9 protein-coding genes are annotated in these 13,485 nt (G+C 35.2%); 8 read left to right on the top strand and 1 reads right to left on the bottom strand.

Annotation, left to right across the window (positions count from 1 at the left end; all coding sequences use genetic code 11):
- Positions 1-270: 270 nt before the first annotated feature.
- The 8 genes from BXU01_RS14395 to BXU01_RS14360 all read left to right on the top strand — a co-directional run bounded on the left by BXU01_RS14395 (position 271) and on the right by BXU01_RS14360 (position 11,530).
- On the top strand, positions 271-3,414 hold the full coding sequence (locus tag BXU01_RS14395; RefSeq protein WP_083693847.1) for a TonB-dependent receptor: 3,144 nt from the start codon (positions 271-273) through the stop codon (positions 3,412-3,414).
- Between the two features lie 6 nt (positions 3,415-3,420).
- Positions 3,421-4,947, top strand: a complete 1,527-nt coding sequence (locus BXU01_RS14390) for a RagB/SusD family nutrient uptake outer membrane protein (RefSeq protein WP_083693846.1) — start codon at positions 3,421-3,423, stop codon at positions 4,945-4,947.
- Positions 4,948-5,110: 163 nt separating this feature from the next.
- The gene (locus BXU01_RS14385; RefSeq protein ID WP_165689791.1) at positions 5,111-6,643 is read left to right on the top strand and encodes a sialate O-acetylesterase; all 1,533 of its coding nucleotides are present in this window, start codon (positions 5,111-5,113) and stop codon (positions 6,641-6,643) included.
- Between the two features lie 186 nt (positions 6,644-6,829).
- Entirely contained in the window at positions 6,830-7,900 is a 1,071-nt protein-coding gene (locus BXU01_RS14380; protein WP_083693844.1) for a glycoside hydrolase family protein, read from the top strand.
- A gap of 37 nt (positions 7,901-7,937) precedes the next feature.
- Positions 7,938-8,267, top strand: a complete 330-nt coding sequence (rhaM, locus tag BXU01_RS14375) for an L-rhamnose mutarotase (protein ID WP_083693843.1) — start codon at positions 7,938-7,940, stop codon at positions 8,265-8,267.
- Between the two features lie 40 nt (positions 8,268-8,307).
- Positions 8,308-9,597 carry a DUF4861 domain-containing protein gene (locus tag BXU01_RS14370; RefSeq protein ID WP_083693842.1) on the top strand — a complete coding sequence of 430 codons (1,290 nt, stop codon included), beginning with the start codon at positions 8,308-8,310 and terminating at the stop codon, positions 9,595-9,597.
- A 109-nt stretch (positions 9,598-9,706) separates the two neighbouring features.
- Positions 9,707-11,035, top strand: a complete 1,329-nt coding sequence (locus tag BXU01_RS14365) for a glycoside hydrolase family 28 protein (RefSeq protein ID WP_083693841.1) — start codon at positions 9,707-9,709, stop codon at positions 11,033-11,035.
- A 318-nt stretch (positions 11,036-11,353) separates the two neighbouring features.
- Positions 11,354-11,530 carry a histone H1 gene (locus BXU01_RS14360; RefSeq protein WP_055095391.1) on the top strand — a complete coding sequence of 59 codons (177 nt, stop codon included), beginning with the start codon at positions 11,354-11,356 and terminating at the stop codon, positions 11,528-11,530.
- Positions 11,531-11,870: 340 nt separating this feature from the next.
- Here BXU01_RS14360 and BXU01_RS14355 read toward each other — a convergent pair whose 3' ends face one another.
- Positions 11,871-13,364, bottom strand: a complete 1,494-nt coding sequence (locus BXU01_RS14355) for a rhamnogalacturonan acetylesterase (RefSeq protein ID WP_083693840.1) — start codon at positions 13,362-13,364, stop codon at positions 11,871-11,873.
- Positions 13,365-13,485 lie beyond the last annotated feature (121 nt).

Below are 13,485 nucleotides of genomic sequence, written 5' to 3'. Positions count from 1 at the left end.
AAAAAGCCTTACTTGTTTTGTAATTCGTATTTTTTTATATAAATAAATATTAAATGCTGAAAAATATTTTGATAAAATTTTGGATATCATATTTATTGTTTTCTTAATGAATTAAGGATTGTAAATCAGGCAGTTGTGTGTGTTTTTTGTTAAAATAAATATAAAAATATTTATAAAGTATTGAAATCTAACAGGATACTACAGGATACTGCGAATAGTAGTTCTGGATAAATTTGGAATTACTATTTAACTAACCAAAATTTAACTTTTATGAAAAACAAACTTAATCTTTTGCTGATTATGGCCTTTTTTGCATTACTGCATGCATCAGGTTATGCGCAAGAAAAAACGGTTACAGGAACAGTTACTGATCCGGCTAAACTCTCGATTCCGGGAGTTAACGTAATTGTTAAAGGAACCAATCGTGGAGCCAGTACTGATTTTGACGGAAAATTTAGTATTAAAGCTTCTGAAGGAGAAACATTAGTCTTTTCGTTTGTGGGATTTGTAAAGAAAGAAGTAAAAATAGGTGCCGCAAACACATATTCTATTTCTTTAGATGCTGAAAGTGCTAACTTAAATGAAGTTGTTGTGATTGGGTACGGAACCCAAAAGAAAAAATTAACCACAGGAGCAATATCCGGAATCAAGACAGAAAATTTTACCGAAAGACCTATTTCCAGAATTGATCAGGGATTAATTGGGCAGGTTGCCGGAGTTCGTGTCAAGCAAACAACAGGATTACCGGGACAGCCTTTTAGTATAGAAATCAGGGGAGCCGGATCTATTACTGCAGGAAATGAACCTTTGTATGTTATAGACGGATTTCCTATTTATACTGAAGGATCAAACAGCAATGGTGCTTTTTCAAACGGAAGTCCGCTGGATAATATGAACCCTAATGATGTAGCGTCGATAGAAGTATTAAAAGATGCTGCTGCGGCTTCAATTTATGGATCAAGGGCATCAAACGGTGTAGTTTTGATTACAACCAAAAAAGGTAAAAAAGGGAAACCAAAATTCACTTTCAACACTTATGGAGGAGTTAATAAAGAAGCCAACAGGGTAGATATGCTTTCTTCTCAGGGATGGATTGACAGGGCTAAAACTATGATAGATGCACAATGGGTAGGTTCCGGTATTGCAGGCGCATCTGCAACTCAGAACAATGCAGAAAGAATCGCAGCTTATAATGCAAAAAATCCAACTGCGCCTCTTAACACTGCTAATACCAGATATTATACCTATTTGTATGATGAAAGATGGGATATTCCCGGACATCCGGGATTAGATTATATCGACTGGCAGGATAAAGTTTTCCGTACGGGAGAATTTAGTAACTATCAATTGTCTGCATCAGGAGCGACTGATGTTGTGAATTACTATGTATCTGCCAATTACCAAAAAAATACAGGATATATCATTGGTACTGATTATACTTTGTTTTCTGCAAGAGCAAATGTTGATGTTAAATTGTCAGAAAGTTTTAAAATGGGAATTAATATTGCGCCTTCTTATTCTATTAAAAATGATCCCGGAGTTGAAGGAAAAGATAATACTTTGTTTAAAGCACTTACGGCAACACCGGTTTTTGAAAGTGCCTCGAATGCTGCCGGAGAAAAATATACCACGAGATATGCCTGGGGAAGCAGCACAACAAATATGTTGAATGCATTGGCCAGAACAGGAAAAAATTCGATGTACAGAACTTTGATTTCTACATATGCGAGTTACCAATTTGCGAAAGATTTTACTTTTAAGAGTACGATAAACTTTGACAACTCAGATAATACAAACGAAAGTTATACCCCAAATGATGTTCAGGCAAGTATTAGAGGAGCTTATAACACGTACAGAAGACAGAATTTGGTCAATGAAAACACACTTAATTATGATAAATCTATAGGGAATCATAATATTAATTTGCTTTTAGGACAATCCTTCAGTTCTTATGAAATCATGAAATCTACGTTGTCTTCAGGGGCACTTTACAACAGTTCAACTGTAGAAACATTGCCTACAGGATCACTTGGTTCTACAAATGCTGAAAAAAGCACCTTGCTTTCTTATTTTGCCAGATTACAATACAATTACAAAGAAAGATATTTGATCTCTGCGAGTATAAGACGTGATGGTTCTTCAAAATTTGGAACTGACAGACAATGGGGAGTTTTTCCGTCACTGTCATTAGGATGGAGAATAAAACAAGAAGAGTTTATGAAAAACGTAGACTGGCTGAGTGATTTAAAACTACGCGCCAGTACAGGTATAAACGGTAGTAATAACATTGGCAGTTATGCCTCATATGCAACTTTGGCAACTTACAATTACTCTATTGGCGGTGCGGCTGCAATAGGGCAGGGAGCAGCGTCAATACCAAATCCTTCATTACATTGGGAAGAATCACGAAGTGTAGATTTAGGACTGGATTTTGGGATTCTAAAAAACAGAATTTCTGGAACTGTCGAGGTGTATAGAAAAAATAATAGCGAATTATTGTTAAGAGTTCCTATTGTTGCTGCCACAGGATTTCAAAGTTATCTTACCAATGTTGGAGAAGTACAAAATCAGGGAATTGAATTTGAGGTAAACTCCCTGAATATTAAAACTCCAAGTTTTGAGTGGAGAACATCTGCAAATATTAGCCACAACGAAAACAAAGTTCTGGCTTTAGGTCCGGATCAGTCAAAAATTGAAATTAGCAATGCATATGACGGAGGTGTTCCTTTTATAAAATTAGAAGTAGGAAAACCAATGTATACTATCTTCGGGTTGCAACAAAATGGAGTTGTTACCCAGGCTGATATTGATAAAGGAGGAACAACAATTGGAGGAAATAAACTTGTTTTAGGAGATCCGAGATATATTGACCAGAACGGAGATAAAAAAATTAACTCAGATGACCGTGTGGATTTAGGTAATCCAACACCTAAATATACGTGGGGAATCACCAATAGTTTTAAATATAAAGCCCTTGATCTGAATGTATTGGTTCAGGGACAAAATGGCGGAACAGTATATGGATTAACAGGAAGAGCCATTGACCGTACCGGAATGGGATCTGTAGAAAATTCATTAAATGTAGATCCTGCGGTAAGAGGAAACTGGAGAACATCTTTTGGATATCAGGCAAACTCAGACTGGTTGTATAAATCAGATTATGTAAGCATTAGAAGTATCTCGATAGGATATAACTTAAAAGAAGCCATTAAAGGATTAAGCAGAATCGATAATATGAGACTTTATGTAACAGGTGAAAACTGGTTCTACTGGAACAAATATAAAGTTGGTTTTAACCCGGAAGCTGTAAATACATCAGCAAGTTCTAACAGCGATTTTTCAGTACCGGTAGATTATGGAGGAGCTCCTTTGGCAAAATCTTTAGTGATAGGACTTAACATTAATTTTAATTAAAATAAAATGAAAAAATATATTTATTTACTAGCAGCACTATTCGCTCTTATCTCTTGTGAGGACGAATTGACTCAATTGCCATTATCTCAGGGAACAATTGAGAATTTTTATGCTACGCCCGGTGATTTTATTCAGGCGAGAAATGCCACTTATTCTGTTGCTTTTCACGGAGCAGGAACTTATGGATATGCAAACAGGGTTTTGAATTTAAGCGAAACCAGATCAGATAATTTAATGGCAACAACACAAGCTTCCAGAGATTGGGAAGGTATCAATAGTTTCTACACTTCCATAAGCTCTAATACTTATATAAAAGAAGCGTATACAAGTAACTATAATGCCATTAATAAAGCAAACCAGTTATTAGAGAAAATAGCCGAAAAAGGAGATCAGATTTTTACCAATCCAGCTGATAAAGCCGCTATGGTTGCAGAAGCCCGTTTTCTTAGAGCATTTTGTTATTTTGATCTGATAAGATGGTTTGGGCGAGTTCCTTTAATCGATAAAACAATGACTGCTCCTGAAGCGGCAAAAATAAAAAGAACTCCCGTTATCGATGTTTATAAATTGATCATTTCAGATTTAGAATTGGCAATTCCGGATCTTCTTCCAACATACGATGCCGCAAATTATGGCAGAGTGACCAAATATGGAGCAAAAGCATTATTAGGTCTGGTTTACATGACACGTTCAAGCGCAACATACGGAATTGACGGTGCAACGCTTGGACTGAACGAATGGGACAAAGCATACCAACAATTAAATGACATTAAAACGAGCGGATTATATGCTTTAGGTACAGATTACGATGCTATCTTTAAAGTAGAAGGACTTACTAATAAAGAAAATGTATTAACGATTCCGTACACGCAAAATCTTCCGCTAGCTGTAGGAGGAAATTTTATGGTCGAATTAGGATACGAGCCTTATTTTGCTTCAGTAAATTTATCAGCACAAGGAGCTCTGGAAGCACGACCAATTTCAACCGGTTTTTTAAACCTTTTTGCTGCAACTGATAAAAGAAAGCTTTCCGGTATTGCGACCAGTTATACAGTTGCGACCGGTACTTACAAAGGAAGTTATACGTTACCCGTTTTTAAAAAATATATCGATCCTGCAAGATACGGAAACGGCCGCGAAGACTGGGGTGTAGACTTTATGGTAACACGATATACAGATGTCCTGATGATGATGGCAGAGTGTACACTTCACGGTGGAGGAGGTTCTCAGGCTGAGGTTGATGATATTGTAAACAAAGTAAGAACAAGAGCAGGTGTTCCGGCAAATGCTGCAAATATTACCTTAGATCAATTGTTTACAGAAAGAAGAAAAGAATTTTTCTCAGAAGGAACAAGATGGTTCGATCTAATCAGATCCGGTAAAGCCGTGACCATCATGAATGACTGGAAAGCTGCAGAAGATACCGAAGGGAAAATCAGGATCATTGAGAATAATTCATTATTATATCCAATTCCGTTATCCGAAATATTAGCAGTTCCGGGGCTTTACGATCAAAACCCGGGTTACGACTAATTCAAATTGCCCCCAAGTTTTTTTTTGTTTTTTTGAGAGGAGCTGTCTTTTTTAGACGGCTTCTCTTTCATTTTTTTAAATCAAAAATAAACAGGAAAGCACAGGACGCTTTTAAGGTTTAATTATTTTAAATTTAAAGTTTTAGTATCTAAAAACAATCCCAATGATTTACTTCAAAAAACTTCTTTTATTTTTATTTGTTTTAAGTGCCGGTTACTCCATATCTGCACAGGTAAAATTACCCGCTTTAGTAGCTGATAATATGGTTTTGCAGCAAAATGCTAAAGTTAATTTATGGGGATGGGCATCTCCTGATGAAAAAATATCGATCAGGTTAGGATGGACAAATCTTCCTGTTGAAATTACTGCTGATGCCAATGGAAACTGGAAAACCGAAGTGAATACGCCAAATGGAAGTCAAAAATCTTACGACATTATCATCGATGCTTCAAACACAATTACATTAAAAAACATTCTAATTGGCGAAGTCTGGCTTTGTTCAGGTCAGTCGAATATGTTTTTTCCTGTAGGAAGAGAAGATAAAACCTGGAAAACAGGCGTTAAAAACTATGAAGAAGAAGTAAAAAATGCTTCTTTCCCCAATATCAGATTGTTTACTGTTGCCTTAAATGCTTCGCCAACACCGCTTGAAGATGTTACAGGAAGCTGGAAAGTGTGTACACCACAAAGTATTCAGACATTTTCTGCCGTTGCCTATTTCTTTGGGCGAGATTTATATCAAAAATTAAACGTGCCAATAGGTTTAATTTCAACTTCATGGGGAGGAACAAAAGCAGAAGCATGGACCGCTCAAAATGTTTTAGAAGATGAAGTTTCCTTTTTGCCGATTCTTCAGGAAGATGCAAAGAATGAAAAATTGCATCAGGAAAAACTCGAAGCTTATTATTTAAGCCTGATAAATGAACGAATCGCAAGCGCTGAAAATGCACCAAAAGGGCAATTGAAAAAGCCTAAAAAAGAACCCAACAAAACGTCGTATGTGTTGTATAATGCAATGCTGCACCCCATTGTAAATTATACTATAAAAGGAGCAATCTGGTATCAGGGAGAAAGCAATTCCGGAAAAGCTTATTTGTACAGAACGTTATTTCCTGCCATGGTAAAAAGCTGGAGACAAGAATGGAAGCAAGGTGATTTTCCGTTTTATTATGTTCAGATAACACCTCATAAAGGACAAAATGCCGAAATAAGAGAAGCACAATTAATGGCTTTAAAAACAATCCCAAATAGCGGAATGGTCGTAACAACAGACGTAGGAGATGCTCAAAATATTCATCCCATTGATAAACAAACCGTTGGTTACAGACTATCTCTGATTGCACGTGCTAAAACCTATGGAGAAAATGAATTAGTATTTTCCGGACCTATTTTTAAGCACATGAAAATTAAAAAACAAAAAGCACAATTGTTTTTTGATTACGCAGCGTCTGGTTTGAAAAAAAACGGAGAAGTTTTAAAAGAATTTGAAATAGCCGGAAACGATCAGGTTTTTTATCCCGCCGATGCTAAAATTGACGGAAAGACAATTGTAGTTTCTGCTGCAAAAGTAAAAGAGCCCGTTGCCGTACGTTTTGCTTGGAAAGCTATTCCGGAACCTAATTTATTTAATAATGAAAACTTGCCTGCATCACCTTTTAGGACAGATGATTGGGAAATTAAAACAGAGAAGAAGTAAGTTAAAGCATTTAGGTTTATTTTTTAAACACATAGAGACATAGTTTATTGAACTTAAGAAAAGGCGTTTCACTTGTTTAAATAAACATAGCTATGGGTTAGAATATTTTCAAGCAGATTTAGCAGATTTTATTTTAATCTTTTTAATCTTTTAATCTGTGGCAAAAAAAACTTAATTAAAATTAAAATGAATAGAAGACAATTTATAATTGGAAATTCTCTGGCTGTTATGGCGCTGTGTCTTCCATTTTCGGCAGAAGCCATTGATTTGTTTGATGATCCAAAGTTGTCTGATTTCGAAAAAAGACTCCGACCAGTTGGACGTGCCTTAGAATTTGAAGATTATTATGTGTGGTGCAACAGCCCAATTGAAGGTCCTGACGGCAAAATACATGTATTTTTTTCCAGATGGCCAAAAGCAAAAGGAATGAGCGGCTGGATCAACAGTTCTGAAATTGCACATGCTGTCGCCAATAATCCGGAAGGTCCCTATGAATATGTGAGCACAATTTTAGCTCCGCGCGGAGAAGGTTTTTGGGATGCAACAACTTGTCATAATCCCAGTATTCATTTTGTGGATGGAAAATATGCCTTGTTTTTCATGGGAAATTCTAACGGAAAAATGAATACAAAACGGATTGGTTTAGCCACTTCGGATTCTCTTTACGGACCTTGGGAAAGACCTGAAAAACCGTTGCTGCTTCCTGGAAAAGAAGGTTCTTGGGACGATCTTTTAACCACAAATCCATCTTTTTTAAAACATCCAAACGGAGAATATTGGCTGTACTACAAATCATTGGATACTGAAAATTATGAACATCCAAAATTTCCCTTAAAAGGAAACAGAAAATACGGACTCGCAATCTCAAAATCACTTCACGGACCTTATGAAAAATATGAAAACAATCCGGTGATTGATTTCTCGAAATTAGGAGACAACAAACAATGTGAAGACGCTTTTGTATGGTATGAAAATAAGAAATTTAAAATGCTGGCGAGAGATATGGGTGTTTTTGGGATAGATTACGGATTGTACATGGACTCTGATGATGGAAAACACTGGAGCAATCCTCAAATTGCGTATCAGCCTTTAAACAAATACATTAAGCAGCCGGAAGCACCTAAACATCTCAATAGATATGGACGTTTGGAACGCCCGCAATTATTGTTTCAAAACGGAAAAGCAACTTATTTATTTACCGCTTCGCAAGGAGGGAAATATGAAACCGCTTCAGCATTTATTTTTAAAATAGTATAACAGTATTTAAAGCAGAAATTAATTGATATCGTTCAAAATGGAAAATAATAACACAGTTAGAAATGCCTTTACCATGAAACTAAAACCTGGTTTTGAAGCAGAATATAAAGTGCGGCACGATCAAATCTGGCCGGAATTAAAGGTATTACTTTCAGAGAACGGGATTCAGGATTATTCTATTTTTCTGGATGAAAAAACATTAACGCTGTTTGCGGTTCAAAAATTGAGTAAAGATTTTGATTCGGCTTATTTGCCCAATCATCCTATTGTGAAAAAATGGTGGAATTATATGGCGGATATTATGGAAACAAATCCGGATCATTCGCCGGTAACAAATTCCTTAAAAGAAGTTTTCCATTTAGATTAAATGATTAAATTGTTTTTGATATAAAAATAAATATAGAATAATGAAAAATACAATCAAATTTTACGCTCCAATTGCATGGTCAGTATTGATTTTTGCAAGCTGTAATGCCCAAAAAAAAGCAGCAGAAAATAGCATTGTTTTAAAAAACACCTCTGCTATAGAATTACCTCAAAAAGCGATTTCGATAAAAAGAAACCAGCTTTCACCAGAATATAATTTAGGAAGTTATCCTGTTTTAATCTATAAAAATGATACAATTCCTGCGCAGGTAAATGATTTAGATGGAGACGGAAAATGGGATGAACTTTTTCTGGTAACGGATTTTTCTCCAAAAGAAGAAAAGAAAATAACTTTAAAATGGTCTCAGTCAGATCCTAAATTCCCAATCAAAACAAGTGTGAGATTCGGGAAAAGAGAAGCTAAAAACCTGCCGGTTCATCCCGATACACAAGAAATTCTGATGGCAAATCAGGTACATAAAAAATTGGGTTATCAAAAATACCAAACCGATGGGCCAACTTGGGAAAATGATAAAGTAGGTTTCAGACACTATTTAGACGGAAGAAATTCTAAAGATGTTTTCGGAAAAAAGATTCCGGTTATAACGCCCGAAGATGTTGGAATAAACAGTAAAGGTGCCGTTGAAGACAATTACCATGTTATGTACGATTGGGGAAGAGATATTTTTCCTGTAGGCAATTCTGCCGGACTTGGCGGTTTTGCATTATTGGTCGATAACAAAATCAACAGACTCGGAATCATTGCAAGTGATACCCTAAACAATATCGTAAAAACAACCTTTAAAATTGTTAGTGAAGGTCCAGTAAATTCGGTTTTAAGTTATAGCTATCAAAATTGGGAAGCATCAGGAAATAAATATCAGGCGCAGGAAACATCCTCAATCTGGCCGGGAATGTATGGTTATAAAAATACTATTTCGCTAAGCGGTTTAAAAGGAAATGAAACGCTTTTAGTGACACTTTCGAACCTGAACAATCAAAACCCTTTGCAGGTAATCGATGTCGGAGATTTTGTATGTTTTATACAGCATGATAAACTAACATACGAGCGCCAGTGGATTTTGGGAACTGCAGTAATTGTACCAAAAAATGTGTATAAAGGCTATATCGAAGCACCAAAAACAGGACAATTAACTGATTCATATTTAATAAAACTCGCTGTAAAAAATAATCAGCAGATTAGTTATTACCCAATAGCAGGCTGGGAATTAAGTGCAGATAAAAATTTTAAAGACTCTGTTTATTTTACCAATTATGTCAGAACTTTAGCCAAACAACTTTCGATAAAAATTAAGGTTGAGGTAAAATAACCTGACGTAATATTTTGTCATCTCGAGGAACGAGAGATCACACCAGAAATTCGATAAAGATTGCACAAACAGAATTAGAACAAAATAACTATTACTAACCAAACCAAAAATGAAAAATATATTCAAATTTATAATCTGCATTATTACATTCGTACAGCCAATATGCGCACAGAATTACAGTAATGACAAATTCCCGGATGGTAGTGAAATCACCAATTGGTTTAAGGATTATTCTAAAATTCAATTGAAGAATCTGGGGAAACAATATACCATTACAGATTTTGGAGTTGCGAAAGACAGTACCAAAATTCAGACCGTTGCCATTCAGAAAGTGATTGATAGAGCAGCAGTAAATGGAGGAGGAGTTATTGTAATCCCAAAAGGAGTTTTCCTGAGCGGTGCATTGTTTTTTAAACCTAAAACAGCTTTGTACGTTTCTGAAGGCGGCGTATTAAAAGGTTCTGATAATATCGCCGATTTTCCTATAATGCCTTCTCGAATGGAAGGACAGAATCTGGATTATTTTCCGGCACTGGTCAACGCATATGGAGTAGATCATTTTTCGATTTCAGGAAAAGGAACCATAAACGGAAATGGTAAAAAGTATTGGGAAGCTTTTTGGCAACGCCGCAAAGAAAATCCAAAATGTACCAATCTCGAGGTTTCAAGACCAAGACTGGTTTTTATCTGGAACTCAAATAATGTTCAGTTTCAGGATGTAAAACTGATAAATTCAGGCTTTTGGACCAATCATTTCTATAGATGTAATAATGTAAAACTGCTTGATCTTTATATTTTTTCACCGCATGAAGGTGTAAAAGCACCAAGTACAGATGCAATTGATATCGATATTTGCACTAATTTTTTAGTAAAAGGTTGCTATATGTCGGTTAATGATGATGCGATTGCCTTAAAAGGCGGAAAAGGACCTTATGCAGATCAGGATAAAAACAACGGACCTAATACGAACATCATTATCGAAGATTGCACTTTCGGTTTCTGTCATTCGGCATTAACAAACGGCAGTGAATCTATTCATAATAAAAATGTTATTATGAGAAATTGCAAAATCGATGGCGCTTCGAGATTATTATGGCTAAAAATGAGACCGGATACACCACAGCGATACGAATATATTAGAGTAGAAGATATAAAAGGAGAAGCAAAAACGGGTCTGGCTATTTTTGCCTGGAAACAATTTTTTGATTTAAAAGGCCGCCCTGATGTTCCGTTATCTTATGGAGATCATGTTACCCTGAAAAATATAGAGCTTAAATGTGAAACTTTTTACGGAGTTGAAAATGATCCTAATGTGCGTTTATCAAATTTTACTTTTGAGAATTTAAAAATAGAAACCGTAAAAACAAACATTGATAAAACCATAATAAAGGATGTTACTTTTAAGAATGTTTTCGTGAATAAGCAGTTAGTTGAGTAATTTTTCCGCAATTTCTCATTTTATTTCGGTTGTTTTAAGGCTCAAAAGGTAAAAATATAAACGGTTTCTGATATTTTTTAAAAGAAAATCTAAATTATTTTATCCCCCTTCTTGCGAGTCACAAAAGCATCTTATTTTGTAATTGTTTAAATAAGTAGCTGATTAGTAACGTGTTGATTGTTCTGGGATGAGCTAAAAAAAGTGAGGTAAATTTAATGTTAAATAGAAGCATAAAAAACAGTTATAATTTTAACGTCAAATATGTTGTAACTATCAATCAAACTTTTATTTTTGCGGCTTAATTTAATAATTATAAGCATGAAAGATCTATTAGTAAAAATCAACGCCGAAATTGACACATTTAGAGCAGAAGCTGAATCTTTAACAGAAAAAGGTGTAAAAGCTGCTGGACCAAGAGCTCGTAAAGCTACTTTAGAAATTGAAAAACTTTTAAAAGAGTTTAGAAAAGTTTCTATCGAAGAATCAAAAAAATAATACGTTTATTCAAAATAAAACCTCGTTTAAGAAATTAAACGAGGTTTTTTTATGGGTAAAAGTTTTTTGTTAGAAAGAAGGAAGAGTATAGAGAATAGAGTAAAGATGTTAGAAGCAAGAAGCAAGAGAATCGAAGTTTGACTTAGTGTTGAGTATTTGTTTTGCTTTTCATTCTAATTGTACTTCTATCTGCTTAAATTATATTTTCTATTTCTACAATCTAATTTCTTTCTTCTTGTATCTATTTTCTATACTCTTTACTCTATTCTCTATATTCTATACTCTTTACTCTTGCTTCTTGCATCTATTCTCTTTATTCTATACTCTAACATCTTTCCTCTCACATCTCACAACTAAGACCGCAGTTTTTTAATTTATTAATGCTTTCTGCAACCGTCAAGGCATTTAGTTTTGCGCCTTCTAAACCGGTATGAGTATGATCTTTTGGAAAAAATGCTTTTACTTTTTCTTTTCCTAAAGCTTCATATTTTAGTGCTACAATTTCATTTAGATCAATATAGAAGACTTTTTCTTTATCGGCAATTTCTTTAGACCATTTGCCATAAGTATCATTTCGGCGTTCGATTTTTTCATTTGGCCATTCGTTTCTTGGTGTTTGGCTTAAAACAATTGGTATTGCACCTTTTTCTTTGGCTTCCCGAATAAATTTTGTCATATACCACCCAAAAGTATGTACGATTTCTTTTGAGCCGTCTGAAAGAGTTACTTCCTGGGTTTCCTCACCAGTTCCTTTAAGAGAACCTCTAAATTTTTCTTTATCGATTGCTCCGGCATCATTATGCCCAAACTGAATCAGGATAAAATCTCCCGCTTGCAATTGGTTTTTGACTTCATCCCAAAGACCTTCATGATCAAAAGTTCTGGTACTTCGACCGCCTCTGGCTTTATTGATTACTTCAATTCTTGTTGTATCGCAATAAGCAGGAAATGCAACTCCCCAGCCTACAGCATTTGCATCGTTGTTATTCGCCATTGTAGAATCACCAATTAGATAAACTTTTTTTCTGGCAGGAAAAACGATTTTCGGATCCTTTAAGATGTAGTTTTTTAAAGAATTCTTGCTTTCTCTCAATTGATTGATAATAACCGAAGCCGAAAGTACAGCGCCTTTTGCCGAAGTATGCGTATGATCCTTTTTGTAGAAATAAGTACCAGTCACTTTTTCTTCGCCAAGTTTTTCCATTTCAAGCACCATTTTATTGTTTAAATCAATAAAAGTTACCTTTTCCTTCTCAGCAATTTGTCTAGACCATAATCCGTACGATTGGTCGTTACGGGGCACTTTTCCTTCTTTCCAGTCGTTTCTTGGTATTGGTGAACAAACAATTGCAATCGCTCCTTTTGATTTTGCTTCCCGAATAATTTTATCAATATACCAGCCGTAACTGTGCACCGTTTCGTGTTTTTTGGTCAGGATATTATCAATTTCCTGAGTTTCATTTCCTATTCCTTTAATCGTTCCGCGAGCGCGAAGACTATCATCTATTGGACCGTCGTCATTATGCCCAAACTGAATCAGGACATAATCACCTTTTTTAAGTTTATTCAAAACAACATTCCACAAACCTTTATCCTGAAAAGTCCTGCTGCTTGTTCCGCCCAAAGCATGATTTTCGATCGTAACTTTTGTCGTATCTAAAAACTGACCAATATAATCTCCCCAACCCCAAAGTCCGCCTGAGCCATCGCCTTTGCCATTTTTTACAGTAGAATCACCTACAATAAAAACGGTTGGTTTTACGTCTTGTTTTAATGTGAAACTGAAGAATACTAAGACCAATAAAAGAGTTAGAAGTATTTTAAATGATTTCATTATTGAATTATTAATTGTGAATTGTAAATTGTGAATTGTAAAATGGAAGAATAAAAAACAATTATTTAGCATTTTCAAAGTTGAAAACTTTGAAAATGCTAACCTGAAACCTGAAACCTGA

The organism is [Flexibacter] sp. ATCC 35103 (genome assembly GCF_001975985.1).
In the GTDB taxonomy this organism is placed as follows: Bacteria; Bacteroidota; Bacteroidia; order Flavobacteriales; family Flavobacteriaceae; genus Flavobacterium.
The sequence above is the reverse complement of the archived record's forward strand: the minus strand, read 5'-3'. Positions and strand labels throughout refer to the sequence as shown.

Bases quoted from the DNA above. Each gene is read 5' to 3' on its own strand.
- BXU01_RS14380 (WP_083693844.1), top strand. From the start codon at position 6,830: ATGAATAGAAGACAATTTATAATTGGAAATTCTCTGGCTGTTATGGCG.
- rhaM (WP_083693843.1), top strand. From the start codon at position 7,938: ATGGAAAATAATAACACAGTTAGAAATGCCTTTACCATGAAACTAAAA.
- BXU01_RS14385 (WP_165689791.1), top strand. From the start codon at position 5,111: ATGATTTACTTCAAAAAACTTCTTTTATTTTTATTTGTTTTAAGTGCC.
- BXU01_RS14395 (WP_083693847.1), top strand. From the start codon at position 271: ATGAAAAACAAACTTAATCTTTTGCTGATTATGGCCTTTTTTGCATTA.
- BXU01_RS14390 (WP_083693846.1), top strand. From the start codon at position 3,421: ATGAAAAAATATATTTATTTACTAGCAGCACTATTCGCTCTTATCTCT.
- BXU01_RS14360 (WP_055095391.1), top strand. From the start codon at position 11,354: ATGAAAGATCTATTAGTAAAAATCAACGCCGAAATTGACACATTTAGA.
- BXU01_RS14365 (WP_083693841.1), top strand. From the start codon at position 9,707: ATGAAAAATATATTCAAATTTATAATCTGCATTATTACATTCGTACAG.
- BXU01_RS14370 (WP_083693842.1), top strand. From the start codon at position 8,308: ATGAAAAATACAATCAAATTTTACGCTCCAATTGCATGGTCAGTATTG.
- BXU01_RS14355 (WP_083693840.1), bottom strand. From the start codon at position 13,364: ATGAAATCATTTAAAATACTTCTAACTCTTTTATTGGTCTTAGTATTC.